We start from the raw sequence: 25107 nt of genomic DNA, 5'->3' as shown, positions 1-25107 counted from the left end.
AACGGTGAACTGCTTTTGACTTCGCGCAGAACATTTTCGATTCGGTGCAACGCAACGCAATCGATACTGTCAAGATGCCCTAGCGGCGGTAACTGCAGAGGTCTAGTATGAGCCGCACTCACGTCAGCCAGGAGGTAAACCATGTCGGCCACCAAGAAGCCTGTAAACACTCCGTTGCACTTACTCCAACAACTCTCGGGCAGCCTGCTCGAGCATCTGGAAAACGCTTGCTCCCAAGCCTTGGCTGATGCTGAAAAACTGCTCGCCAAACTGGAAAAGCAACGCGGCAAGGCGCAAGAAAAACTGCACAAATCCCGCACCAAATTGCAGGACGCAGCCACTGCCGGTAAAGCCAAGGCGCAGAACAAAGCCAAGGCCGCAGTGAAAGAACTGGAAGACCTGCTCGATGCCTTGAAGGATCGTCAGTCCGACACTCGCAGCTACATTCTGCAACTCAAGCGCGACGCCCAGGAAAGCCTGAAACTGGCCCAGGGTGTTGGTCGCGTTCAAGAAGCCGTGGGCAAAGTGTTGTCCTCGCGCGCAGCCAAACCGGCAGCGGCACCGGCGAAGAAAGCAGCTGCCAAACCTGCTGCAGCAAAAGCTCCAGCGAAAACCGCAGCGGCCAAGCCTGCTGCTAAAACCGCTGCCAAGCCAGCTGCAAAAACACCGGTGAAAGCTGCTGCCAAGCCAGCTGCCAAAGCGGCCGCAAAACCTGCAGTGAAGAAACCAGCTGCGGCGAGCGCTGCAAAACCAGCGGCTAAAACCACGGCGGCAAAACCTGCTGCACGTGCTGCCGCTGCCAAGCCGGCTACCCGTGCCGCTGCTGCTAAACCAGCCGCCAAACCAGCTGCTGCAAAAGCTGCTCCAGCGAAAACCGCCGCCGCCAAACCAGCCGCTAAACCTGCTGCTGCAAAGCCAGCTGCCAAGACTGCCGCTAAACCAGCTGCCGCCAAACCTGCTGCAAAAGCACCAGCAAAAGCTGCTGCCAAACCAGCCGTGAAAGCCGCCGCCAAACCGGCAGCCAAGCCAGCCGCTAAACCGGCCGCTGCTGCCAAACCAGCGACTGCTGCCAAGCCTGTTGCTGCAAAACCAGCCGCCAAGCCAGCTGCAAAACCTGCCGTTAAAAAGCCAGCCGCTGCCAAACCAGCTGCCGCTAAACCGGCTACCGCGCCTGCCGCTAAGCCTGCCGCACCGGCAGCGTCGGCTGCGCCATCGGCACCTGCTCCAGCCGCTACTGCCTCGACTCCTTCGACTGCGCCATCGCCAGCCGCTGCGTCGAGCGTCAGCAACAACCCGACCAGCGCTTCCTAAGTGCCGGTTGCCGCGACGCGCAGCACTTGCAGCGCGTCGCGGTTCGGGCTGGCCGCACTGCCGGCCAATCCCTCCAGCCAGGTCGTCGAACCTGCATCGTTTCGCGTCCATGTCTGAGCTACACCCTCAAGCCGTGACAGCAACGCTCGCTCAGCTTCCAGCTCAAGTGATTTGATCTGCTCGCGCATGCCTTTCAGCACCGCATCATCCACGGCCCGCGTTTTCCATTGCATGCGCAGTGCTCGCAGCGGCTGCACCACTTCGATATCCCACGGTTCGGTCAGCGACTGAAGCTGGCGAACGCGTTGTTCATCGCAAATCACCCCGCGTTGCTCCAGCCATAAACCGCACAACAGCAGGCACACATTCGCGCCCGCCGTTTGCAGTTGCAGGCAGGCGTCTTCCACGCCCGGTCGGGCGTAGGTGGCAAGGGAAAAGCTCCACAGGTCAGAGGACATCGTGCTACTCGCGCCAGTTGTGAGCGAAGCTGGTAGACTCCGCCGCCATTATGATCCGACTTCAGAACCTGACTTTACAGCGTGGCCCGCAACGTCTGCTAGAAGACGCCGAGCTGACCCTGCACGCCGGCCACAAAGCCGGCCTCATCGGTGCCAACGGCGCCGGCAAATCGAGCCTGTTCGCCTTGATCCGGGGTGAGCTGCACCCGGACTCGGGTGATTGCTTCCTGCCGGCTGACTGGCGCATCGCCCATATGCGCCAGGAAATCGAGACGCTCGAGCGCCTTGCCGTCGACTATGTGCTCGATGGCGACCTGCGTTTACGCGAGGTGCAACGTGACCTCGCCGCCGCCGAAGCGGCGCACGACGGTGCCGCTCAGGCTCGTCTGCATGCCGAGCTCGACAGCGCCGACGGTTACACCGCCGATGCGCGGGCGCGAAAGCTGCTTGCCGGTCTGGGTTTCACCAACGAGCAGATGGATCGTCAGGTCGGGGATTTCTCCGGTGGCTGGCGGATGCGCCTTAACCTGGCGCAAGCGCTGATGTGCCCGTCGGACCTGTTGTTGCTCGACGAACCGACCAACCACTTGGATCTCGACGCGATCATCTGGCTCGAAGAGTGGCTGAAAAGCTACCCGGGCACCTTGCTGCTGATTTCCCACGACCGCGATTTCCTCGATGAAGTCGTCGATCACGTGGCCCATGTCGACCAGCGCAAAATCACCCTGTATCGCGGCGGCTACAGCGCATTCGAACGCGCCCGTGCCGAGCGTCTGGCCCAGCAACAACAGGCCTACGAGAAGCAGCAGGCGCAACGTGCGCACATGGAAAGCTACATCGCCCGCTTCAAGGCCCAGGCCACCAAGGCCCGTCAGGCACAGAGCCGGATCAAGGCACTGGAGCGGATGGAAGAACTGTCGGCGGCCCACGTCGATTCGCCGTTCGATTTCGTCTTCCGCGAGTCGAGCAAGATCTCCAGCCCGCTGATCGACCTGTCCGATGCGCGCTTGGGTTATGGCGACAAAACCATCCTCGAGAAGGTCAAGCTGCAACTGACCCCGGGGGCGCGGATTGGCCTGCTCGGGCCGAATGGCGCGGGTAAATCGACCCTGATCAAAAACCTCGCCGGCGAGCTGTCACCGATTGCCGGGCGCCTGACCCGTGGCGAGAACACCGTGGTCGGCTATTTCGCTCAGCATCAACTCGACTCGCTGGATTCCAAGGCCAGCCCGTTGCTGCACATGCAGCGTCTGGCGCCTACCGAGCGTGAGCAGACCCTGCGTGACTTCCTCGGCGGCTTCGACTTCCGTGGCGCGCGCATCGATGAGCCGGTGCTGAATTTCTCCGGTGGTGAAAAGGCGCGTCTGGCCCTGGCGCTAATCGCCTGGGAACGGCCGAACCTGCTGCTGCTCGACGAACCGACCAACCACCTCGACCTGGAAATGCGCCTGGCGCTGACCATGGCGCTGCAGGAATTCAGCGGCGCGGTGCTGGTGGTGTCTCACGATCGGCACTTGCTCAAGAGCACCACTGATAACTTCTACCTGGTCGCTGACGGCAAGGTCGAAGAGTTCGATGGCGACCTCGAAGACTACGCGCGCTGGCTGGTGGAATACCGCCAGCGCAACGCGCCGGTCAGTAACACTCCGGTCAATCCGGACAAGACCGACAAGAAGGCTCAGCGTCAGGCTGCAGCTGCCTTGCGTCAGCAACTGGCGCCGCACAAACGTGAAGCCGACAAGCTCGAAGCCGAACTGGGCAAGCTCCACGAGAAACTCGCCAAGGTCGATGCCAGCCTTGGCGACAGCGACATCTACGAGCCGGCGCGCAAGAACGAATTGCGTGATCTGCTGGCCGAGCAGGCCAAGCTGAAAGTTCGCGAAGCCGAACTGGAAGAGGCGTGGATGGAAGCCCTTGAAACGCTGGAGAGCATGCAAGCGGAGCTGGAGGCGCTGTCCTGATGGAAGCGTTCAAGCTGCCGCTACCGGCGGAATGGGTCGAGCCGATCTGGTTTGTGGTGCAGATTCTGCTGATCCTGCTGGCCGGTTATCTCACGCAACGTTTCGTCGCCAAGGGGCTGACTCGGTTGGGCGAGCGCTATCCGTTCCCGCCGCAGTTGCTGATGCCGCTGCGTGGCGTATTGCGCTGGTTGATCATGGGCAGCGCGCTGATCTTCGTGTTGGAGCGCCTCGGTGTCTCGGCCACGGTGTTGTGGACCGCGCTGTCGGGTTTCGTTGCGGTGGCAGCGGTGGCGTTCTTTGCGATGTGGAGCGTGCTGTCGAATTTGCTCTGCGCGATTCTGATCTTCACGGTCGGGCCGTTTCGGCTGGGGGATATCGTCGAGCTGGTGGACACCACCGACAAGCCAGGCGTGAAGGGGCGGGTGGTGGCGATCAATCTGCTCTACACCACGTTGATCGAGGCTGAAGAGTTGGGGACTGGCAGCGCCATGGTGCAGGTGCCGAACAGTTTGTTCTTCCAGCGTTCGGTGCGGCGTTGGCGCGGGACGGATGTGTTTCCGTCGAGCGGGTTCGAGAAGTAAGGTTTCGAGCAAGATCAAAAGATCGCAGCCTTCGGCAGCTCCTACAGGGATCGCATTCTCATGTAGGAGCTGCCGCAGGCTGCGATCTTTTGCTTTTAGCCCCAAACCGCATTAGCTTTGACAACTTGTTACGGCATGAGTCGAGGTGTGCGATGGAGCTTCAAACATGGCTGGCGTTTTTTGCCGCCTGCTGGGTGATCAGTCTGTCCCCGGGTGCTGGCGCCATTGCGTCGATGTCCAGCGGTCTGCAATACGGTTTCTGGCGCGGTTACTGGAACGCCCTTGGCCTGCAAATCGGTCTGGCGGTGCAGATTGCGATTGTCGGCGCCGGTGTGGGCGCGATCCTGACTGCTTCGGCCACGGCCTTTCACGCGATCAAATGGTTCGGTGTCGCTTATCTGGTGTATCTGGCCATCAAGCAATGGCGTGCGCTGCCCATGGACATGAGCGATGACGCGGCGGTGCGGCCGATCGGCAAGCCGCTGGCGCTGGTGTTCCGTGGCTTTCTGGTGAACATCAGCAACCCCAAGGCTTTGGTGTTCATGCTCGCGGTGCTGCCGCAGTTCATCAACCCGCATGCGCCGTTGCTGATTCAGTATCTGGTGATTGGCGTGACCATGATCTGCGTCGACCTGATCGTGATGGCCGGCTACACCGGTCTGGCGTCGAAGGTGCTGCGTCTGTTGCGCACACCGCAGCAGCAGAAACGCATGAACCGCACGTTTGCCGGGCTGTTCATTGGCGCGGCGGCGTTTATGGCGACGTTGCGCAAAGCGGCGGCGTAAACATCGTGGGCACAAAAAAGGCGACCTTTGCAGGTCGCCTTTTTTGTGGCCGGGACGCAGAGCGTCCCGGGATGCATTCCCACGCGGAGCATGGGAATGATCAGCGGCCAGTCATCAGCGCAAGATCACTGGTGCAGTATCACGCGGCAGGTTGTTGCGCTGCGGCGCTTCACGCGGCTGCTCGTAACCGCCGCCACCGAGCTGCATGCTCAGTTGCCCGGCTACGTCCTCACCCAGCGCCTTCGACACGTCACGCACCACCCGTGGGCGGTTCAGCGAGATCTTGATGTCGCGATGGTTCACCAGTTTGGTGTCCTGCGCTTCACCCATCGCCGTGAAGGCCGAGGTGATCTCGAAGGTCTTGGTATTGATCAGGCTGAAGTCCGCCACCAGCGTCAGGCCCAGCACCGCCGAATAGCTGTCGGTGTTCGCCAGCTCGTTGATGTCCTGAGTGAAGTCGATATCGGACACGGTGCCGAACAGCACGTAGTCGGCGCCCTTGAAGTTACCGGCCTTGATGCGCTTGATCACATCAAAGACATCACCCTTGGACGACGCGGTGTACGGCGTGCCTTGCACCAGCTGGAACATACCGGTGCGCAGGATTTCACCCTTGATGTCGCCGGTGAATTTACGCAGCTCGGTCTGTTCGATGTAGCTGGTCGTTGCTTCAATCTCGTTGTAGCTCGAAGAGCCACTGGAGCTGTAGTAACCCTCGCGGTGATTGCTCTGGGCCGAAACGATGTGGATGTATTGCTCCACACGTTCCTGATACGCCAGATCCGTCACCGCGACTTTCGGGGCCGCTTGCACGCTGAACGCGCAAGCCAGGGCCATCATGCCAATCCATGCGCGCATCAATTAACGCTCCGTGGTTTTGCGGATCTCTTTTTCGTCCATCCACTCGGCCAGACCGCTTTCAACGTCGATCAGTTGCAGGCTGAATTTGTAGAAGACGTCCTTGTAGTCGCTGCTGCGCTTGACGATCGAGCTGATCGAACCTTCGATGCGGTACTTGGCGGCAACCATGTTGCCAGTCTTGGCCACGGTGCTCTTCTTGTACAGGCCGCTCTGGTTTTGCAGCTTGAGCTGGTCAACCTGGCTCTGCATCGCGTTGTTGTCACTGGCAAAGCGCGCTACGCCGGTTTTCATCAGTTGAGTCTTGATGCTGGTGGTGATTTCGCGAGTGTCGATGTACTCGCTGGTCTTGTTCTTCACGTCGTAGACCTGAACCACCGGACGGCCCTGCAGAATGCCGGACTGAGCCAGCGAGCGGGTCATCGACTCGGCGATCATTTGCAGGTCGGTCGAACCGAATTCGTTGGTCACGGTTTCAACCGCTTTGGTGTCGCCGTAGCTGATGTTCTTGCTGCCCAGGGTCGGCGAAGTGTTGGCGCAACCGGAGGCCAGCAGGGCGATAACGGCGATGCAGGAAAAGCGTACAAACATGGGAATGCTCTCTAAATCAGAAATAGGGTGTCAGGCTTACGGCGTCTTGATTTCCAGACGGAAGTCCACGGCTTTCGGGGTCGGGGCAATCCCCTGAATGAAGCTGGTCTGGGCGCCGTACATCATTTGGCTTTTCCACACTTCTTCTTCGGCGATCGGGAAACCTTCCGCGCCGAGCCAGGCAAAGCGGTAGTAGAAAATCTTGTTGCTGTTGAGGGTGTTGCTCAACTGCACATTGACCGTCATGAAGCCGTTTTCGCGAGCGACGCGCATGGCGCCGACGACGATGTGTTTCTGCGGACCCATGGCCACGACTTTGCTCGCGGCGCTGCCCGGCTCTGGCGGTGGCGGGGTGGCGCAACCGCTCGCCAGCAAGGCGAGGGCGGCGACGGCGATGAGTTTGAAGCGCATGCAAAGACTCCGTTCTTAAGGTTGTTTGAGGCTGGCGACGTTGGTTGCGCCGGCGCTCGGGATCACGTGAGCGGCGAGACCGCCGGCGAACACCTGGTTGCCCACAGCGCGCAGGCTGATCACCTGATAACGCTGATCGACAGTCACCTTGACCACCGAACCGCCGACGGCGCTCGGCAGGGTAACCTGATGCTCACCCTTTTTCAGTCGCAGACGCACCACTTGGGTGTTGTCCGGCAGGGTACGCCACGTACGGGTATCGGCACCTTCGAGCACAGCTGAAGAGATACCGACGGCCAGACCGGCCAGGGGGTTGGTTTCGTTGATCTTCTTCTGCGCCACACCTTTGGTGATCGCCCGCACGGTGGTGCGCAGAATGATCCCCGGCATGTCGTCACGCAGAGCGCGGCGGGACATGGCGGTGGTGCTGTTGAGCGCGGTCAGATCGACCTGCTGACCGTCGACGCCGATTTGCGCGAAAGTCGCCGTGGAGGTGTCCGGTTTGATGATCGGGAACGACAGCGGCGTGATCACCACATTGTTGGAGATCGGCAATGGCAGCGGAACGCGGATCGAGTCGCGGGCTGGGGCCAGACCGCTTTGCACAACGATCAGAATGTCGCTGTCGTCGGACTTGCTCGGCTTGTCGAGATTGACCAGCGCCTGCTCCAGCAGCGGCGTGTTCGGGCGCAGTTCGGCAGCCTTGCGGTAGCCCGGTGCAGCCAGGCCTTTCTCGCCCAGGGCTTCATAGACGAAACCGGACAGGTAATGGCTGAACGCACTCTGGTAGCTGTTTTTCAGGCCAACCACTTCCGGCGCGTCGAGACTGGCGACCGGGTAGCCTTGCAGGTCCTTGTACTGCGTCTTGATGCCTTCTTTTTCGGCTTCTTCCTCGCTCTTGAGGTATTCCTTGTCACGCAGCTCGGCGATCACTGCTTCACGTTCGTGAGTTTTCTTGATCGCAGTACGTGCGCCGTCGAAATCGTTGACTGCCAGCAGGTTCAGGGCCATCTGCGTGGTCAACATGACTTTTTCGTAGTCATAGCCTTCGTAGCGACGCACTTTGTCGTTGACCAGGAAACTGCCGAACTGGGCCAGGTACTTGTCGGTATCGAGCTTGACCGAGTCTTCCCACTTGCCAACCACCTGGTCGGCGCTGGTCCAGGCATTCTGGCTGCCGGAGAGGTCGCCCTTGGCGCGCAGCAACTCACCTTTCTCGAAGTAATAGAGCAGGTCTTTATCAGGGCCGGTGTTGTTCTTTTCCAGCAGAGTCAGCGCGGCGTCGACGTTGCCGGTGGCCAGTTGCTGATTGGTCTGTGCCAATTCAGAGTCGTAATTGCGAAACGCCGAACAGCCGGACAGCAGAGTGACGGCGCTGAGCGCGATCAGAGTGGGGGCGCGGAATGCCATGGGGGTACTTCTTCCCTGGAGTAATACAGCCGCGGATGCTGGTCGGGCTGGTGTGACCCATCGACAGTGGCACTGGCCTCCTGCCAATTCCTCATAACCTGAGGAGCTTTAATGCCGTTTCGCAACAGCGAGGGCGCGGCATTATAAGCGGGTGGTAGTGGCTATGTAATAGCTTTTTAATTGCACTGGTTAGTTAGATGCCATTACTTATTTCAGGTTGGATACCACGCTGCTTGCCGGTGCCCCGCTGGACTGGAAGGCGCTGCCATTGGCAAACACGTGCTCACCCAAGGCGCGCAGGCCGATAACCTGGCGATTCTGGTCGATGCGGATTTTCATTGGAGCAGCGCCGGGCGAGTTAGGCAGGCTGATCAGGTGATCACCCTTTTTCAGGCGCAGACGCACGACTTGGGTGAGGTTGGGCAAGGTGCGCCAGGTGCGGGTGTCGGCCTGCTCGAAACCGTCCCAGTGAGTGACATAGGAGGCTTTGCTCGGGTCGCGTCGGTTGTCCGTGGCTTGAACGTCAGCCGCCAGAAAGGCCCGATAGGTCGTACGCTGGATAATGCCCGGCATGTCGTCACGCAGGGTGCGCAAGGACATGTCGGTAATGCTGTTGACGGCGATCAGCTTTTTCTGACGACCGTCGATGCTCACTTGATTGAATGAAGGTGTGGATGTGTCTGGCACCATCACGGGAAACGATACATTGGCGACGATGACTTGCCCGTCCGCCAACTTCACCGGATAGGGCACGCGCACGGAACTGCGGGCCGGTGCCAGGCCGCTCTGCACGATGATCAGTACGTCGCTTTCGTCTGCCTTCAGTCCAGGGTTGTCGAGGTCGCGCAATGCCTGCTGGAAAAACGCCATGTCCGGGCGCAGTTCGATCGCCTGACGATAGCCGGGCGCTGCCAGATCTTTCTCGCCGAGCGCTTCGTAGGTAAAACCGGCGAGATAGTGACTGAACGCGCTCTGATAGCCGTTCTTCAAGGCGATGACGGCGGATGATTCCAGCATGACCACTGGGTAGCCTTGCAGGTCCTTGTAATGGACGCGGGCGCCGCTGGCCTTGGCCGCCTCCTCGACACGCTCGTATTCCAGTTCTCGCTGCCGGGCGATCAATGCTTCACGCTCGTGGGTTTTCTTGATGTCGGCGCGGGCACCGTCAAAGTCATTCAGGGCCAGTTGGTTGAGGGCCATTTGCGTGGTCAGCATGACTTTTTCGTAGTCGTAGCCATCGTAGCGGCGCAGCTTGTCATTGATGATGCTGCCCCACTGATTGCCCATGGCGGCGAGCAATTTGTCGCCAGTGGTTTCAATGGTGTCCTGGCGCTGTATGACCATTTGCTCGGCGCTACGCCAGGCAATCTGGCTCTGCGGGAATTCACCGCCAGCGCTTAGCACCGCACCCTTCTCGAAGTAATAGAGCAAATCCTTTTCTTCGCCCGGGTTGTGTGCCTCGATCAAGGCCAGTGAACCGCCGATATTGCCGGCCTTGAGCTGTTGCGTGGTCTGTTGCAGTTCCAGGTCGTAATCACGGTAAGCGGCGCAACCACTGAGTTGCACAAGGGTGGCGATCAGCAGGGACGGCAACAAACAGTGGCGCATGAGCGGGTTCTTCCTTGAACGGAGAGGGCGAAATGATGGCGCATTATAGGGGCGCTTTGCAGCTGCCGGGGTGGTATGGATTGCGCTAGGCTTGCCCGCTCACCGATCAATTGAGTTGCGGTACTTCAATGAATCAACTGCTGGCCATGCGTGCGTTCCGTTGCATCGTCGAGTGTCGCGGTTTCAGTGCAGCGGCGGAACGGCTCGAGACTACGCACTCGACCATCTCCCGGCAGTTGCAGCAACTGGAAGCCGAGCTGGGCACGCGTCTGATCAATCGCAACACCCGGCGTTTCAGCCTGACCACGGCGGGGCAGCAGTATTACCTCGCCTGCGTGGATATTCTCGATCGCCTTGATCAGGCCGCTGTGGCGGTCGGTCAGGCCCAGGAGAAACCCAGTGGTGTCTTGCGCATCAGTGCGCCCGTGGTCATCGGTACGCTGGAACTGGCGAAGTGGCTGCCAGGGTTTCAACAGCGTTATCCCGAGATTGAAGTTGATCTGTCCTGCGATGACCGTTTTGTCGATCTGATCGCCGAAGGCCTCGATGTCGCGTTGCGCATCTGCGGGCCGCTTGAAGATTCGTCTCTGGTGGCGCGGTTGCTCACGGTTTCGCCGATGCTGCTGGTCGCGTCACCGGCCTATATCGCACGGCACGGATTGGTACGGCAGGTTCGGGAACTGGCCGGGCATCAGTTGCTGGCGTTTGCCGGTGGCAGTGACTGGACGCTGACCGATGCGCGCGGAGTTGCCACGCAGATCCGTGCGCATGGGCGCTTCAAGGCCGATTCGATCAGCTCGCTGCACGCCGCTGCGTTGGCCGGTGTGGGCATTGCCGCGTTCACCCGTGCGACGGTGCAGGATGACTTGTTGAGCGGACGATTGGTGCAGATGCTACCCAACTGCAGCCTGGGTCAACGGCACTATTACGCGCTGTATCCCCATGCCCGGCATGTGGCGCTCAAGGTCAAAGTGTTCGTTGAGTTCATGGCCGAACACTACCGTAGCGGCAGTCCGGCGTTAGGCTAAAATTGCCGACAAAGCTTGAGGGAAACGCGTTCGAAGTGAACAATATGTAACTTCGCATTTCCATTTGAGAATTCTTCATGACTGCCGCGTCCCGTTTCCTGGCCTGGCTGGTGTTCCCGTTGTTTGCCCTGAGCAGCTTCAATCTGCTGGCTGATACCGTGGAAGGCGCACCGCAAGCGCTGCATTTGCTCGATTACATCAGCGCCGACTACCCGCCGACGGTAGCGGCGGGCAAGGTTGTCGATGATTCCGAATACCGCGAGCAACTGGAGTTCACGCGGGCGCTGCAAGGCTTGATCGCCGGCATGCCGGCCAAGCCTGAAAAGGCTGCGCTGGAGCAGGGCGTTGAAGCCTTGCACGCGGCGATCACCGCGAAACAGGACGGCGCCGAAGTGGCCCGACAGGCGCGGCAACTGGGCGCGCAACTGGCGGTGGCGTATGAAGTCAGCCAGGCACCGATCATCACCCCCGATCCCACCCGTGGTGCGCCGCTCTATGCGCAGAATTGCTCGGTGTGCCACGGCGACAGTGGCGCCGGTGACGGCCCGGCGGGGCTCGGCATGACCCCGGCACCGGCCAATCTGCGTGATGCGGCGCGGTTGGATCACCTGAGCTTGTACGCGATCTACAACACCCTTGGCCAAGGCGTCGAAGGCACCGACATGCCGGCGTTTGCCGATCAGCTTGATGATCGCCAGCGTTGGGATCTGGCGACTTACATCGCCGGCTTCAGCGCCGATCCGGCGGCGGCCAAAGCCGAGAAGACTTACAACATCGCCGATCTGGCGCGCCAGACCCCGGCTGAGGTACAGGCCGCCGACGGCGCGCAAGCCGCAGCGACGTTCCGTGCACAACGTGCACAGCCGCCGCAGGTCAAGCGCGGCCCGGCGCAGTTGCTCGACTACACCGCCGCAACGCTGGACAAGAGCCTTGCCGCGTATCGCGCCGGCGAACACGATCAGGCATACGACCTGTCGGTCGCGGCCTATCTGGAAGGCTTCGAACTGGTCGAGAGCTCGCTGGATAACGTCGACGCCAATGTGCGCAAGGACACAGAAAAATCGCTGATGGCTTACCGGCAATCGTTGCAGGACGGTTTGCCGGTCGAGCAGGCCGAGCAGCGTCTGGAGGCCGCAAAGGCCAAGCTCAAGGAATCCGCCGGGTTGCTCGGCAGCGACGGCCTGAGCTGGTCGCTGAGCTACATTTCCGGCCTGCTGATTCTGCTGCGCGAAGGTCTGGAAGCGATTCTGGTGCTGGCGGCGATTCTTGCGTTCCTGCGCAACACCGGCCAGCAGTCAGCGGTGCGCAGTGTCAACGTCGGTTGGGGCCTGGCGCTGCTGGCCGGCCTCGGCACCTGGGCGTTGGCGGCGTATGTGATCGACGTCAGCGGCTCGCAGCGTGAACTGCTCGAAGGCGCCACGGCGCTGTTTGCCAGTGTCATGGTCTTGTGGCTCGGTGTGTGGATGCATGACCGCCGGCATGCAGCGGCCTGGCAGGATTACATCAAGAGCAGTCTGGTCGGTGGTGGCGGGCGTTTCGGTTTCGCGATTCTGGCGTTCTTCTCGGTGTATCGCGAGCTGTTCGAAGTGATCCTGTTCTACGAAACCCTGTGGCTGCAGGCCGGCCCGGCCGGGCATGACGCGGTCCTCGCCGGTGGCGCGACGGCATTGGTGCTGCTGGTGGGGCTGGCGTGGGTAATCCTGCGCGGTTCGGCGAAACTGCCGTTGACGCTGTTCTTCAGCATCAACGCCGCGTTGCTCTGCGCGTTGTCGGTGGTGTTTGCCGGGCATGGCGTGAAGGCGTTGCAGGAAGCCGGAATCTTTGGCACGCGGCCGGTGGCGTTCTTTGAATTCGACTGGCTGGGGATTCATGCCGATGCCTATTCGCTGACGGCGCAAGCGGTGGCGATTCTGGCGATTGTGGTGTTGTATGGGCGTAGTTGGGTGGCGGAGAAGCGGCGGGTTTCGGCTGCTTGATTGAGTGCTCCCTTAAAAGATCGCAGCCTTCGGCAGCTCCTACATGGGCGTAGCATGTCGCAATATTGCGGCGCGACGCGCACTCTGTAGGAGTTGCCGAAGGCTGCGATCTTTTGCTTTTAGAGGTAAAGAAAATGCGTGTATGGATCGATGCCGACGCATGCCCACGGGCGGCGAAGGATCTGGTGGTGAAGTTCGCCCTCAAGCGCCAGTTCGAAGTGGTGCTGGTGGCCGGGCAGCCGCAGATCAAGCCGGGGCTGGCCATCGTCAAACTGATCGTGGTGCCGAGCGGCCCGGATGCGGCAGACGATTATCTGGTCGAGCACGCGGTACCGGGGGAGCTGGTGATTTGCAGCGATATTCCATTGGCCGATCGTTTGGTGAAGAAGGGCGTGGCGGCGCTGGATCCACGCGGCAAGGAGTTCGATGCGCAGAACATGGGCGAGCGCTTGGCCGTGCGCAATCTGTTCACTGATCTGCGCGAACAAGGCCAGATGAGCGGCGGACCGGCGCCGTTTGGCGATCGCGAGAAACAGGCGTTTGCCAATGCGCTGGACCGGATCCTGACCCGACTGACGCGCAAACCCTGAGCCTTATGACGATCATTCCCACGCTCCGCGTGGGAATGCATCTTGGGACGCTCTGCGTTCCGGTCTTACCGCAAATGTAACGCCAAAGTGAGCAGGCGCGGAGCGCCAATGGCGGCATTCCCACGCAGAGCGTGGGAACGATCATACGGGGAATCAGGCGTCGTTTTCGTGGGTCAGTTCGAGGACGCGATCTACCAGCTTGTTGATTCCGGATGCCGCCTCACTGATGTTCTGCGCCAGCATGTAAGCCGGGGTCGTCACCAGTTTGCGCGCCTTGTCTTCGATGATTTCCGTCACCGCGCAGTCTTCATGAGTGGCACCCATCTTGTTCATCGCCGTGGCGGTGTCGGCGTCGTTGCCGATGGTGCAGGTCACGCCCGGGCCATAGATCTTCGCCGCCAATGCCGGGGAAATGCACATCAGGCCCACCGGTTTGCCTGCTTCGGCGAATGCTTCGGCCAAGGCCAGCACTTGCGGCTGCACGGTGCAGCCCGCGCCTTCAACGGCAAAGTTCGAAAGGTTCTTCGCCGCACCAAACCCTCCCGGCACGATCAGCGCATCGAAGTCGTCGACATCGGCGTCGCGGATGTCCTTGATGTTGCCGCGGGCAATGCGCGCCGATTCCACCAGGACGTTGCGCGACTCGGGCATTTCTTCGCCGGTCAGGTGATTTATCACATGCAATTGCGCGATGTTCGGGGCGAAGCACTGTACCTGCGCGCCACGTTGGTCGAGGCGCAGCAGGGTGATGACGCTTTCATGGATTTCGGCGCCGTCGTACACGCCACTGCCGGACAGGATCACTGCAACTTTTTTGCTCATGGGTTTCTCTCCAGATTCATGGCGCTAAATGTCCACTAAATTATCGCGCGTTGCCATAGGCTCAAGAGCTGGCGGCACCTGCATGGAGCGCTTTCTACATGGATCGCAACAACGGCGGGGTGTTCATTATTTGCGGTTGCCTGCTGCGAAAACGAGCGGGAGATTTTTCGCGTGAGAACGCCGCTGGCGAACGGCAGTCCGCTAGCGCAGAGGGGGCAAATGATTGAAAGAGGCGGCCAGCCCGCGCTGTGCGCATGGCTGTACGCCAGTCGCCAGCGAGTTACTCGGCTGGCGTCTTCGGTTCGGCAGGTTTGGCCACTTCGGCTTGACTCAGCAGTGCCGCTTTCGCGGCTTGCTCGTCGGCGTAGATCTGTTTGGCCAGCCGCGCATTCTTGAAGCGGCGGCGCAGCCACAGACCGACACCCAGCACCAGCAACGCACCCAGCACCCACAGCTCGTACTTCTTGATGCTGCCGAGCATGCCTTCCAGCACTGCACCGAAGTGGTAAGCGGCGGCGGCCAGCGCGGTCGCCCAGATCGCCGCACCGATGCCGTTGAGCAGCAGATAACGTCCCGGCGGATAACCCGACAGGCCGATCGCCACCGGCATCACCGTGCGCAGACCGTAAACGAAACGGAAGCTCAACACCCAAATGTCAGGATGCTTGCGAATGTGCTCCAGCGCGCGGTCGCCCATCAGCTGCCAGCGCGGTTTGCGCGCGAGCAATTTGCGCCCGTGTTTGCGGCCGAGGAAGTACCACAGCTGATCGCCGGCATAGCTGCCGCAGAACGCCACGACCACCACCAGGTTGATGTCCATGTATCCACGGAACGCGAGGAAGCCCGCGAGCACCAGGATGGTTTCGCCTTCGAAGAACGTGCCGAGGAACAAGGCAAAATAGCCAAAGTCATGCAGAAATTGTTGGAGCATTGTCTGGGTGCTGGCGAAATGAACGCGCAGCCTAACCCTTCGGACACATTCATGAAAGTGTCCAAATGTGTCTCGACGTGAACAATTCCTACACTGAGAATGGAATGCGGCTACACGTCACAGGTCTCACACAACTGTCATCTGTTCGTCATAATGGCCGTCTATAACTGTCACGCTCGCCCGTTTGCGCGGGCTCAGGAGTCTGCCGTGAGCTTTACCCCCGCCAATCGTCTGTTCCCTGCCACTCGCCTGCGTCGCAACCGTCGTGATGATTTTTCGCGTCGGCTGGTGCGGGAAAATGTGCTGACGGTCGATGACCTGATCCTGCCGGTGTTCGTGCTCGACGGTGAAAACCGCCGCGAAGCCGTGGCTTCGATGCCTGGGGTAGAGCGGCTGACTATCGACTTGCTGCTGGAAGAGGCGGCGAAGTGGGTCGAGCTGGGGATTCCGGCGCTGGCGCTGTTTCCGGTCACCCCACCTGAATTGAAGTCCCTCGACGCTGCTGAAGCCTGGAACCCCGAAGGCATCGCCCAGCGCGCCACCCGCGCGCTGCGTGAGCGTTTCCCGGAACTGGGGGTGATCACCGACGTTGCGCTTGATCCGTTCACCACCCACGGTCAGGACGGCATTCTCGACGAAGAAGGCTACGTACAGAACGACATCACCGTCGACGCACTGGTCCGCCAGGCCTTGTCCCATGCCGAAGCCGGCGCTCAGGTGGTCGCGCCGTCGGACATGATGGACGGTCGCATTCAGGCGATCCGCGAAGCGCTGGAAATCGCCGGCCACGTCAATGTGCGGATCATGGCCTACTCGGCCAAGTACGCCAGCGCCTATTACGGCCCGTTCCGCGATGCTGTCGGTTCGGCGTCGAACCTTGGCAAGGCCAACAAGGCCTCCTATCAGATGGACCCGGCCAACAGCGACGAAGCGCTGCACGAAGTCGGAGCGGACTTGTCTGAAGGCGCGGACATGGTCATGGTCAAACCGGGCATGCCCTACCTGGACATTCTTTTCCGGGTAAAAGATGCCTTCAAAGTGCCGACCTTCGTCTATCAGGTTAGCGGCGAATACGCCATGCACATGGCGGCGATCCAGAATGGCTGGTTGAGCGAGGCGGTGATTGTCGAATCACTGACCGCCTTTAAACGTGCCGGCGCTGATGGCATCCTGACTTACTTTGCTGTCCGCGCCGCTCAATTGTTACGAGAGCAGAAATAGCCCTCCCAGGAACATTCAATGAATACCGAAGGACTCACGGAAGTTGCAGTAAAAGAAGCTCAACCGGTGGTCGAGCAAATCACCGAAACCCCGCCGGAACTGGAGCCTGCGCCACCCGCGCCAGTCGCCGAACCTGTCGCGGCGGCGCCAGTGATTGCCATACCGGGCCTGGATGACAGCAGCCTGTACATCCACCGTGAGCTTTCGCAACTGCAATTCAATATCCGCGTGCTGGAACAGGCGCTGGACGAGTCCTATCCGTTGCTGGAACGCTTGAAGTTCCTGCTGATCTTCTCCAGCAACCTCGATGAATTCTTTGAAATCCGCGTCGCCGGTCTGAAGAAGCAGATCACCTTCGCCCGTGAGCAGGCCGGAGCTGATGGCTTGCAACCGCATCAGGCGCTGGCGCGGATCAGCGAGCTGGTCCACGGTCATGTTGATCGTCAGTACGCGATCCTCAACGACATTCTGTTGCCGGAGCTGGAAAAGCATCAGGTGCGCTTCATCCGTCGCCGCCACTGGACGGTCAAGATCAAAACCTGGGTGCGCCGCTATTTCCGCGACGAGATCGCACCGATCATCACCCCGATCGGGCTCGACCCGACGCACCCGTTCCCGTTGCTGGTGAACAAGAGCCTGAACTTCATCGTCGAGCTGGAAGGCATCGACGCCTTCGGTCGCGACTCCGGTCTGGCAATCATCCCGGCACCGCGCTTGCTGCCACGGATCATCAAGGTGCCGGAAGAAGTCGGCGGCCCGGGCGACAACTATGTGTTCCTGTCGTCGATGATCCACGCTCACGCCGATGACCTGTTCCAAGGCATGAAGGTAAAAGGCTGCTACCAGTTCCGTCTGACCCGAAACGCCGACCTGGCGCTCGACTCCGAAGATGTCGAAGACCTGGCCCGCGCCCTGCGTGGCGAGTTGTTCTCGCGTCGTTACGGTGATGCGGTGCGTCTGGAAGTCGCCGACACTTGCCCGAAACATCTTTCGGACTACCTGCTCAAGCAGTTCAACCTGAGCGAGAGCGAGCTGTATCAGGTCAACGGCCCGGTCAACCTGACGCGGCTGTTCAGCATCACCGGCCTGGACAGCCATCCGGAGCTGCAATACACGCCGTTCACCCCGCAGATCCCGAAGCTGCTGCAGAACAGCGAAAACATCTTCAGCGTGGTCAGCAAGCAGGACATCCTCTTGCTGCACCCATTCGAGTCGTTCACCCCGGTGGTCGACCTGCTGCGTCAAGCCGCCAAAGACCCGCACGTTCTCGCTGTGCGTCAGACCCTGTACCGTTCCGGCGCCAACTCCGAAATCGTCGATGCGCTGGTGGATGCCGCGCGTAACGGCAAGGAAGTGACGGCGGTCATCGAGCTGCGTGCGCGGTTCGACGAAGAGTCCAACCTGCAACTGGCCAGCCGTCTGCAAGCGGCCGGTGCGGTGGTGATTTACGGTGTGGTCGGCTTCAAGACCCACGCCAAGATGATGCTGATCCTGCGTCGCGAAGCCGGCGAAATCGTCCGCTACGCGCACCTCGGCACCGGTAACTACCACGCCGGCAACGCCAAGCTGTACACCGACTACAGCCTGCTGACCTCCGACGACGCTTTGTGCGAAGACGTCGGCAAACTGTTCAGCCAGCTGATCGGCATGGGTAAAACCCTGCGCATGAAGAAGCTGCTGCATGCGCCGTTTACCCTGAAGAAGGGCATGCTCGACATGATTGCCCGTGAGACCCAGTTCGCTGTTGAAGGCAAGCCGGCGCACATCATTGCCAAGTTCAACTCGCTGACCGATCCGAAGATCATTCGCGCGCTGTACAAGGCCAGCCAGTCCGGTGTGCGTATCGACCTGGTGGTGCGCGGCATGTGCTGTCTGCGTCCGGGGATTGCCGGGGTTTCGCACAACATTCACGTGCGCTCGATCATCGGCCGCTTCCTCGAGCACACGCGGGTGTTCTACTTCCTCAATGGCGGCGACGAGCAGATGTTCCTCTCCAGCGCCGACTGGATGGAGCGCAACCTCGACAAGCGTGTCGAGACTTGCTTCCCGGTGGAAGGCAAGAAGCTGCTGACCCGGGTGAAGAAAGAGCTGGAGTTGTATTTGACTGACAACACTCATAGCTGGAGCTTGCAGTCGGATGGCCGTTACATCCGGAACACGCCGACCGGCAACCAGAACCCGAGGAGTGCGCAGGCGACGTTGCTGGAGCGGTTGGGTAGCCCGATCTTGCCGGTGAGCAGCTAAAGTCAGAAGCAAAAGAGCCCCTCACCCTAACCCTCTCCCAGAGGGAGAGGGGACTGACCGAGGTGAATGTCAGGGTTGCGCCGACTTGCAATACCGAGTCGAACTCAGGCTTCGAAGCCAACGGAGATCGGCTCCCTCTCCCTCGGGAGAGGGCTGGGGTGAGGGGCATCGATCTCACGCACACCACTAAATCCCAGCCGAACACCCAATAAAAAAGGCGATCCAGAAGGATCGCCTTTTTTATGCCCAATCGAGGCTCAGTGGACCGTGAGCACAATCCCCACCCGCGTCAGCCAATCCGCCTCAAGGCCGAAATCCGCCTGAGTCAGCTGATTCTCATCCAGCCAGTTCTCCGGGAATTCCACATCCAGGGTGTTGCCCTTGGCGTGCAATACCACCTGCGGCATGGTCTGGGTGCCACGAATGTGGTGGAACAGGATCGCAAAGCGCAGCAGCACGCACAGACGGATCAGCTTGTCGCCGTCGTCGCCGAAGTCAGCAAACTTGTCCTTGGGAATGTTGCGGCGATGGCCGCGCACCAATAGCGCGAGCATCTGTTGGTCTTCGCGGGAGAACCCGGCGAGGTCCGAGTGCTCGATCAGGTAGGCGCCGTGCTTGTGGTAGTGATAGTGCGCGATGTCGAGGCCGACTTCGTGAACTTTCGCCGCCCAGCCAAGGAGTTCGCGCCAGATGCCGTCATCCAGCTCCCAGTCCGCCGCCACCTGATCAAACGCGTGCAAGGCTTTGCGTTCAACTCGTGCGGCCTGTTCCAGATCGACGTGATAGCGCTCCATCAGCGAGGTCAGGGTGCGTTCGCGCACGTCTTCGTGATGATGGCGACCGAGCAGGTCATAGAGCACGCCTTCACGCAGGGCGCCGTCGCAGTGATCCATGCGTTGCAGTTCGAGGGCGTCGAAAATCGCTTCGAGAATCGCCAGACCCGCGGGGAAAATGGTCCGGCGATCCGGCTTGATGCCTTCAAAATCGATCTTGTCGACGTCACCGAGCTTGAACAGGCGCCGCTTGAGCCAGGCCAGACCTTCGGCATTCACCTCGCCGGTGCCATGACCGCCAGCCTTCAGGGCCAGACCGATGGCGCGGATGGTGCCCGAGGAACCGATGGCTTCATCCCAGGTCAGGCGATGCAGGGCATGTTCGATGCTCATGATCTCCAGCCGCGCCGCCGTGTATGCCTGGGCGTAGCGGGCCGGGGTGATCTTGCCGTCCTTGAAGTAGCGCTGAGTGAAGCTGACGCAGCCCATTTGCAGGCTTTCGCGCAGCAGCGGTTCGAAGCGCTGGCCAATGATGAACTCGGTGCTGCCGCCGCCGATGTCGGCGACCAGACGTTTGCCCGGGGTGTCAGCGAGGGTGTGCGAGACGCCGAGGTAGATCAGACGTGCTTCTTCACGACCGGAAATCACTTCCACCGGGTGACCGAGGATTTCTTCGGCGCGATGAATGAATTCGAGGCGGTTGCGCGCTTCGCGCAGAGCGTTGGTGCCGACGATGCGCACGGCGCCGAGCGGCATACCGTTGATCAGTTGGGCAAAGCGTTTGAGGCAATCGAGGCCGCGCTGCATCGATTCTTCGTTGAGCTTGCGCTCGTCGTCGATGCCGGCAGCCAGCTGAACCTTCTCGCCAAGGCGCTCGAGAATGCGGATTTCGCCGTTCTGGGCCTTGGCCACGACCATGTGAAAGCTGTTCGAGCCCAGGTCGATTGCGGCGATCAGGGACAGATTCTTGGCTTGGGATTGCGGCATGGTCAGGGGGTCTCGGTCGATAACCCCGACATCGTGCCACGATCAAACGCTGGCGCCAACGCGCACGGTTCAAACCGCCGGAGCGCGCACCCCGAACCTGATCGTTCCCACGCTCTGCGTGGGAATGCCTCACTGGACGCTCTGCGTCCGCTTTTGGGACGCTCTGCGTCCTTGGCTACATTCCCACGCAGAGCGTGGGAACGATCAGGATGAGGCGGATTCAGGCTGTTGCTTCAACTGTGCCAATAAAGTTCGCCAGCTCCGCCGTCTGCGGATTGGCAAACAGCACCTTCGGATCCCCCACCTCATGCACCTTGCCGTGGTGCATGAATACCAGTTTGTCGCCGACCTCGCGGGCAAAGCGCATTTCGTGGGTGACCATGATCAGCGTCATGCCTTCCTTGGCCAACTGGCGCACCACGCTGAGCACTTCATTGACCAGTTCCGGATCGAGCGCCGAAGTGATCTCATCACAGAGCAACACTTTCGGCGACATCGCCAACGCCCGGGCAATCGCCACGCGCTGTTGCTGGCCGCCGGACAAGCGATCCGGGAAGGCATCGAATTTTTCCCCGAGACCAACCCGTTCGAGCATCTCGCGCGCCAGTTCCGCAGCCTTGGCCTTCGGCACTTTCTGCACCACTTGCGGCGCGAGCATGACGTTTTCGCCCACGGTCAGGTGCGGGAACAGGTTGAATTGCTGAAACACCATGCCGACCTTCTGCCGCAAGCTGCGCAAATCGGCGCGGGCAGCGTCGAGGTATTCGCCGTCGACTTCGATCACGCCGTCGTTGATCGACTCCAGGCCATTGAGGGTGCGCAGCAGGGTGGATTTGCCCGAGCCGCTGCGGCCGATGATCGCCACCACCTGGCCTTCCTCGACGCTGAGGTCGATGCCTTTGAGTACGTGGTGATCGCCGTAGTATTTATGCAGGGCGGAAATTCTAAGCAGAGGCATGCAGTCTCCTTTCCAGGTAGCGCGCACTGAGGGACAAGGGGTAGCAGAGCAGGAAGTAACCGAGGGCGACGAGGCCGTAGACCATGAACGGTTCGAATGTGGCGTTGGCGAGCATGCCGCCGGTCTTGGTCAATTCGGTGAAGCCGATAATCGAGGTCACGGCAGTGCCTTTGACCACTTGCACCGAGAAACCCACGGTCGGCGCCACGGCAATGCGTAGCGCTTGCGGCAGGATCACGTAGCGCAGTTGCTCCAGCGGATTGAGCGCCAGACTCGCCGAGGCTTCCCACTGGCCATTGGAGATCGACTCGACGCAGCCGCGCCAGATCTCTGCCAGATAGGCGCTGGTGAACAAGGTCAGGGCAATCGCCGCGGCCATCCACGGCGAGATTTCGATCCCCGCCAAGGCGACACCGAAGAACACCAGAAACAGCTGCATCAACAGCGGTGTGCCCTGGAACAGCTCGATCCAGGTGCGGGCAATGCTGCTCGACACAGAGTTTTTCGAGATGCGCATGATCAGGATCAGCAACCCGACGATCCCGCCGCCAATAAACGCCACCAGCGACAACGCCAGCGTCCATTGCAGGCCGACGAGCAGGTTGCGCAGGATGTCCCAGAAAGTGAAATCGCTCATGCGCGGCTCCTGCTGATGTAGCGCCGGCCGATCCAGTTCAGCAGTTGGCGAATCAGCAGCGCCATGCACAGGTAGATCAGCGTGGTCAGCGCATAGGTTTCAAAGGCGCGGAAGTTGCGCGACTGAATGAAGTTAGCGGCAAAGCTCAGCTCTTCGGTGGCGATCTGCGAACACACCGCCGAGCCAAGCATGACGATGATGATCTGGCTGCTCAGCGCCGGCCAGACCTTGCCCAGCGCCGGCAGCAGGACCACGTGGCGGAATGCCTCGAAGCGCGTCATCGCCAGCGCCGCAGCGGCTTCCAGTTGCCCGCGCGGAATCGCCTGAATGCCGGCGCGGATAATTTCCGTCGAATAGGCTCCGAGGTTGATCACCATCGCCAGCACCGCCGCTTGCCACTCGGAAATCTGCACGCCCAGCGACGGCAGGCCGAAGAAGATAAAGAACAACTGCACCAGAAACGGCGTGTTGCGGATCAACTCGACGTAGACGCCGAAGATCGCCGAGAACGGGCGGATGTTCCACGCCCGCACCAGCGCCCCGACAATCCCGACGCCGACCCCGAGCAACGCACCGATGGCCGTCAGCTCAAGGGTGAACAGCGCCCCGCGCAGCAACAGGTCGGTGTTTTCCACCACCGGCATGAAATCGAACTGATAAGCCATGAAGGTCTCCCGCGCAGTCGATCAGAGATCGGCCGGCAGCGGCTCTTTCAGCCAGGTCTGCGAGTTCTTTTCCAGGGCGCCGTCAGCCTTGGCGGTGGTCAGGATGTCGTTGACCTTGGCCAGCAGCGCCGCTTCGTTCTTGTTCACGCCGACGTAGACCGGCGAATCCTTGAGCTTCACTTTCAGCGCCGGCACGCGTTTCGGGTTCTTTTCACTGATCGCGACCATCACCACGTTGCCGCTGGCGATCAGGTCGACTTGCCCGGCGAGGTAGGCGGCGATGGTCGAGTTGTTGTCTTCGAAGCGCTTGATGGTCACGCCTTCCGGAGCGACTTTGGTCAACTCGATGTCTTCGATGGCGCCACGGGTAACGCTGATGGTTTTGCCCTTGAGGTCGTCGAGGCTGGCGATCGCCGCGTCTGGCGGGCCGAACACGGCGAGGTAGAAGGGGGCGTAGGCGCGGGAGAAGTCGATGACTTTCTCACGCTCCGGGTTCTTGCCCAGGCTGGAGATCACCAGGTCGACCTTGCCGGTGGTCAGGAACGGGATGCGGTTGGTGCTGTTGACCGGGGTCAGTTCGAGTTTGACCTTGAGCTGGTCGGCCAGCAGTTTTGCGGTGTCGATGTCCAGGCCGCGCGGCTTCATGTCCGGGCCGACCGAGCCGAACGGCGGGAAGTCCTGCGGTACGGCGACTTTCAGCGTGCCGCGTTTGACCACGTCGTCGAGACCGTCGGCGTGGGCGGGAGCCTGGCTGAGCAACAGAGAGGAAAACAGGGCGGCGAGGAGGGCGCTGTAACGCTTGGTCATGGACAATCTCCGGATCGGCGAGAAGTGATTTCTGCGTTCGGACAGAGCACGGGCCGTGCCAATACGCGGTTTTCGCCCCGGCAGGCCATGGTTTTAGCGGGTTTGTTCGGTCTTACTGGTCTGAACAGTCAGGTTGTTTTTCGCACTGCCATGGCGCACCGGCGTGGTTCACCGAACCCCGCTGGGGCACGACTTGCCGGACTCGCCGAATAGCTTTACAACTAGCCGCACATTGGCCTGGCGCGTCCGAAAAACCATGAATTCGATTTCCCGTGCGGTACCCGAAGTGGCGCTGCAAGCGATCCGCAAACTGATCACCGAACAGGGTTTCGGTGCGGGTGATGCTTTGCCTTCGCAGCGGGACCTGGCGCTGCAACTGGGCGTCAGCCGGGCGTCTTTGCGTGAGGCGTTGTCCTCGCTGAGTGCGTTGGGTGTAGTCAGTATTCAGCCGGGCAAAGGCGTGTTCGTGCAGTCGCCAGTGGAATTGTCGCGCGGCGATAGCGCGCCGGGGTGGTCATTTGCGGCGCAAGCGTCGCCGCTGGATATCTTTCAATTGCGCTATGCGCTCGAAGGGTTTGCCGCCGGGCTGGCAGCGGTGACGTTGAGTACTTTCGATCTGGATGCGCTGGAAGACAATGTCGCGGCCATGCGCGAGCAATTGAAGGCTGGCGACTTTGAGGCTGCGGCGAAACTCGACTTCGAATTCCACCGCCGCATCCTGCTGGCCAGCGGCAATCAGGCGATGTTGAGCATCCTCACCGCCAGCGCCGAGATGTTCCTGGAGAGCCAGAAACTACCGTTCATCCGCGCCGAACGTGCGCTGGAAACCTGGCAGGAGCACCGCAAGATCCTGCGCGCCCTCGCACGTCGGGCGTCCGGCGCTGCGCAAAAAGCCATGCAGGAACATGTGCGCAACGCGGCCCTGCGCACCGGAATTTCCTTCATTGCCCCCGCCACGGCGTGACTTGAGCTATACCCAAACTCATCGAGTGCCATAGCAAGACTCAATCAACTGCGGCTTCCTGAACAGGGGAAGGGCGGCTATGATGGGCCACGTTTTTTTGCTTACAACCTGGAGAATTCCATGAGCAGCGATCTTATCAAACACGTTAGCGACGCTAGCTTCGAAGCCGACGTACTCAAGGCCGAAGGCGCTGTCCTGGTCGATTACTGGGCTGAATGGTGCGGTCCTTGCAAAATGATCGCTCCGGTTCTGGACGAGATTGCCGAGACTTACAAAGGCAAGCTGACCGTTGCCAAACTGAACATCGACGAAAACCAGGAAACCCCGGCCAAGCACGGCGTGCGTGGTATCCCGACGCTGATGCTGTTCAAGAACGGCAACGTTGAAGCGACCAAAGTCGGCGCCCTGTCGAAGTCGCAACTGGCGGCTTTCCTCGACGCCAACATCTAAGCGTCGCTGTAAAGTGCCTGAAAAAAAGCCCCGCAAAATAGCGGGGCTTTTTGCGTATTCAGGGCTAGACGCTCCGAAAC

Annotated in this window: 24 protein-coding genes; 11 read left to right on the top strand and 13 right to left on the bottom strand. The window is 60.6% G+C overall.

Going from position 1 to position 25107, the window contains the following annotated elements:
- Nucleotides 1-141: 141 nt before the first annotated feature.
- Nucleotides 142-1311 (top strand): AlgP family protein, encoded by a 1170-nt coding sequence (locus AC3IUF_RS28755; RefSeq protein WP_007911120.1) that lies wholly within the window; start codon nt 142-144, stop codon nt 1309-1311.
- Here AC3IUF_RS28755 and AC3IUF_RS28750 read toward each other — a convergent pair.
- Nucleotides 1308-1769 (bottom strand): TIGR02444 family protein, encoded by a 462-nt coding sequence (locus AC3IUF_RS28750; RefSeq protein WP_095112851.1) that lies wholly within the window; start codon nt 1767-1769, stop codon nt 1308-1310. The genes AC3IUF_RS28755 and AC3IUF_RS28750 overlap by 4 nt on opposite strands.
- A 50-nt stretch (nt 1770-1819) precedes the next feature.
- Here AC3IUF_RS28750 and AC3IUF_RS28745 point away from each other — a divergent pair, with 50 nt between their 5' ends.
- The 3 genes from AC3IUF_RS28745 to rhtB all read left to right on the top strand — a co-directional run bounded on the left by AC3IUF_RS28745 (nt 1820) and on the right by rhtB (nt 5096).
- Nucleotides 1820-3730 (top strand): ATP-binding cassette domain-containing protein, encoded by a 1911-nt coding sequence (locus tag AC3IUF_RS28745; RefSeq protein ID WP_007911122.1) that lies wholly within the window; start codon nt 1820-1822, stop codon nt 3728-3730.
- Nucleotides 3730-4311, top strand: a complete 582-nt coding sequence (locus tag AC3IUF_RS28740; protein ID WP_007911123.1) for a mechanosensitive ion channel family protein — start codon at nt 3730-3732, stop codon at nt 4309-4311. Before AC3IUF_RS28745 ends, AC3IUF_RS28740 begins: the two co-directional genes overlap by 1 nt.
- Nucleotides 4312-4463: 152 nt before the next feature.
- On the top strand, nt 4464-5096 hold the full coding sequence (gene rhtB, locus AC3IUF_RS28735) for a homoserine/homoserine lactone efflux protein (RefSeq protein ID WP_007911125.1): 633 nt from the start codon (nt 4464-4466) through the stop codon (nt 5094-5096).
- 114 nt (nt 5097-5210) lie between these two features.
- Here rhtB and AC3IUF_RS28730 read toward each other — a convergent pair whose 3' ends face one another.
- The 5 genes from AC3IUF_RS28730 to AC3IUF_RS28710 form a co-directional block, all read right to left on the bottom strand.
- Complete coding sequence (locus AC3IUF_RS28730; protein WP_007911127.1) at nt 5211-5954, bottom strand: hypothetical protein; 744 nt, start codon at nt 5952-5954, stop codon at nt 5211-5213.
- Nucleotides 5955-5957: 3 nt separating this feature from the next.
- Nucleotides 5958-6545, bottom strand: a complete 588-nt coding sequence (lpoB, locus tag AC3IUF_RS28725) for a penicillin-binding protein activator LpoB (protein WP_007911129.1) — start codon at nt 6543-6545, stop codon at nt 5958-5960.
- Nucleotides 6546-6581: 36 nt separating this feature from the next.
- Nucleotides 6582-6956: a YcfL family putative periplasmic lipoprotein gene (locus tag AC3IUF_RS28720; RefSeq protein WP_007911131.1), complete on the bottom strand. Its 375-nt coding sequence runs from the start codon at nt 6954-6956 to the stop codon at nt 6582-6584.
- Nucleotides 6957-6971: 15 nt separating this feature from the next.
- Complete coding sequence (locus AC3IUF_RS28715) at nt 6972-8366, bottom strand: COG3014 family protein (RefSeq protein WP_007911132.1); 1395 nt, start codon at nt 8364-8366, stop codon at nt 6972-6974.
- Between the two features lie 207 nt (nt 8367-8573).
- Nucleotides 8574-9974 carry a COG3014 family protein gene (locus tag AC3IUF_RS28710; RefSeq protein WP_489279913.1) on the bottom strand — a complete coding sequence of 467 codons (1401 nt, stop codon included), beginning with the start codon at nt 9972-9974 and terminating at the stop codon, nt 8574-8576.
- A gap of 128 nt (nt 9975-10102) precedes the next feature.
- Here AC3IUF_RS28710 and AC3IUF_RS28705 point away from each other — a divergent pair, with 128 nt between their 5' ends.
- The 3 genes from AC3IUF_RS28705 to AC3IUF_RS28695 all read left to right on the top strand — a co-directional run bounded on the left by AC3IUF_RS28705 (nt 10103) and on the right by AC3IUF_RS28695 (nt 13568).
- A complete protein-coding gene (locus AC3IUF_RS28705) occupies nt 10103-11002 on the top strand; it encodes a LysR family transcriptional regulator (RefSeq protein WP_007911136.1) in 900 nt (299 codons plus the stop codon).
- A 77-nt stretch (nt 11003-11079) separates the two neighbouring features.
- Nucleotides 11080-12978: an FTR1 family protein gene (locus tag AC3IUF_RS28700; protein ID WP_414894581.1), complete on the top strand. Its 1899-nt coding sequence runs from the start codon at nt 11080-11082 to the stop codon at nt 12976-12978.
- 134 nt (nt 12979-13112) lie between these two features.
- Nucleotides 13113-13568, top strand: a complete 456-nt coding sequence (locus AC3IUF_RS28695; protein WP_007911138.1) for a YaiI/YqxD family protein — start codon at nt 13113-13115, stop codon at nt 13566-13568.
- Nucleotides 13569-13721: 153 nt separating this feature from the next.
- Here the strand turns inward: AC3IUF_RS28695 and elbB are convergent, their stop codons facing one another.
- Both elbB and AC3IUF_RS28685 read right to left on the bottom strand, forming a co-directional pair.
- Nucleotides 13722-14390 (bottom strand): isoprenoid biosynthesis glyoxalase ElbB, encoded by a 669-nt coding sequence (elbB, locus tag AC3IUF_RS28690; RefSeq protein WP_007911139.1) that lies wholly within the window; start codon nt 14388-14390, stop codon nt 13722-13724.
- A 280-nt stretch (nt 14391-14670) separates the two neighbouring features.
- Nucleotides 14671-15321: a DedA family protein gene (locus AC3IUF_RS28685; RefSeq protein ID WP_095112847.1), complete on the bottom strand. Its 651-nt coding sequence runs from the start codon at nt 15319-15321 to the stop codon at nt 14671-14673.
- Nucleotides 15322-15528: 207 nt separating this feature from the next.
- On the opposite strand from AC3IUF_RS28685, the gene hemB reads away from it, so the two are divergent.
- A complete protein-coding gene (hemB, locus tag AC3IUF_RS28680; RefSeq protein WP_007950076.1) occupies nt 15529-16542 on the top strand; it encodes a porphobilinogen synthase in 1014 nt (337 codons plus the stop codon).
- A gap of 18 nt (nt 16543-16560) precedes the next feature.
- Nucleotides 16561-18786, top strand: coding sequence for a polyphosphate kinase 1 (ppk1, locus tag AC3IUF_RS28675; protein WP_038359078.1), 2226 nt, complete (start codon nt 16561-16563; stop codon nt 18784-18786).
- A gap of 257 nt (nt 18787-19043) precedes the next feature.
- On the opposite strand, the gene ppx is transcribed toward ppk1, so the two are convergent.
- The 5 genes from ppx to AC3IUF_RS28650 all read right to left on the bottom strand — a co-directional run bounded on the left by ppx (nt 19044) and on the right by AC3IUF_RS28650 (nt 23613).
- A complete protein-coding gene (gene ppx, locus AC3IUF_RS28670; RefSeq protein ID WP_007911145.1) occupies nt 19044-20546 on the bottom strand; it encodes an exopolyphosphatase in 1503 nt (500 codons plus the stop codon).
- Nucleotides 20547-20766: 220 nt separating this feature from the next.
- Nucleotides 20767-21504 carry an amino acid ABC transporter ATP-binding protein gene (locus AC3IUF_RS28665; protein ID WP_007911148.1) on the bottom strand — a complete coding sequence of 246 codons (738 nt, stop codon included), beginning with the start codon at nt 21502-21504 and terminating at the stop codon, nt 20767-20769.
- Nucleotides 21491-22141 carry an amino acid ABC transporter permease gene (locus tag AC3IUF_RS28660; RefSeq protein WP_007911158.1) on the bottom strand — a complete coding sequence of 217 codons (651 nt, stop codon included), beginning with the start codon at nt 22139-22141 and terminating at the stop codon, nt 21491-21493. Before AC3IUF_RS28660 ends, AC3IUF_RS28665 begins: the two co-directional genes overlap by 14 nt.
- Entirely contained in the window at nt 22138-22806 is a 669-nt protein-coding gene (locus AC3IUF_RS28655; RefSeq protein WP_007911165.1) for an amino acid ABC transporter permease, read from the bottom strand. Before AC3IUF_RS28655 ends, AC3IUF_RS28660 begins: the two co-directional genes overlap by 4 nt.
- Nucleotides 22807-22827: 21 nt before the next feature.
- Nucleotides 22828-23613, bottom strand: coding sequence for a transporter substrate-binding domain-containing protein (locus AC3IUF_RS28650; protein ID WP_007911166.1), 786 nt, complete (start codon nt 23611-23613; stop codon nt 22828-22830).
- 256 nt (nt 23614-23869) lie between these two features.
- On the opposite strand from AC3IUF_RS28650, the gene AC3IUF_RS28645 reads away from it, so the two are divergent.
- On the top strand, nt 23870-24577 hold the full coding sequence (locus AC3IUF_RS28645; protein ID WP_489279910.1) for a FadR/GntR family transcriptional regulator: 708 nt from the start codon (nt 23870-23872) through the stop codon (nt 24575-24577).
- Nucleotides 24578-24697: 120 nt separating this feature from the next.
- Nucleotides 24698-25027 (top strand): thioredoxin TrxA, encoded by a 330-nt coding sequence (gene trxA / locus AC3IUF_RS28640; RefSeq protein ID WP_003206727.1) that lies wholly within the window; start codon nt 24698-24700, stop codon nt 25025-25027.
- The last annotated feature ends 80 nt before the right edge of the window (nt 25028-25107 follow it).

The organism is Pseudomonas sp. KH_040, from assembly GCF_057839305.1.
Note: the sequence above shows the minus strand (reverse complement) of the source record. Positions and strands in the feature narration are given on the sequence as shown.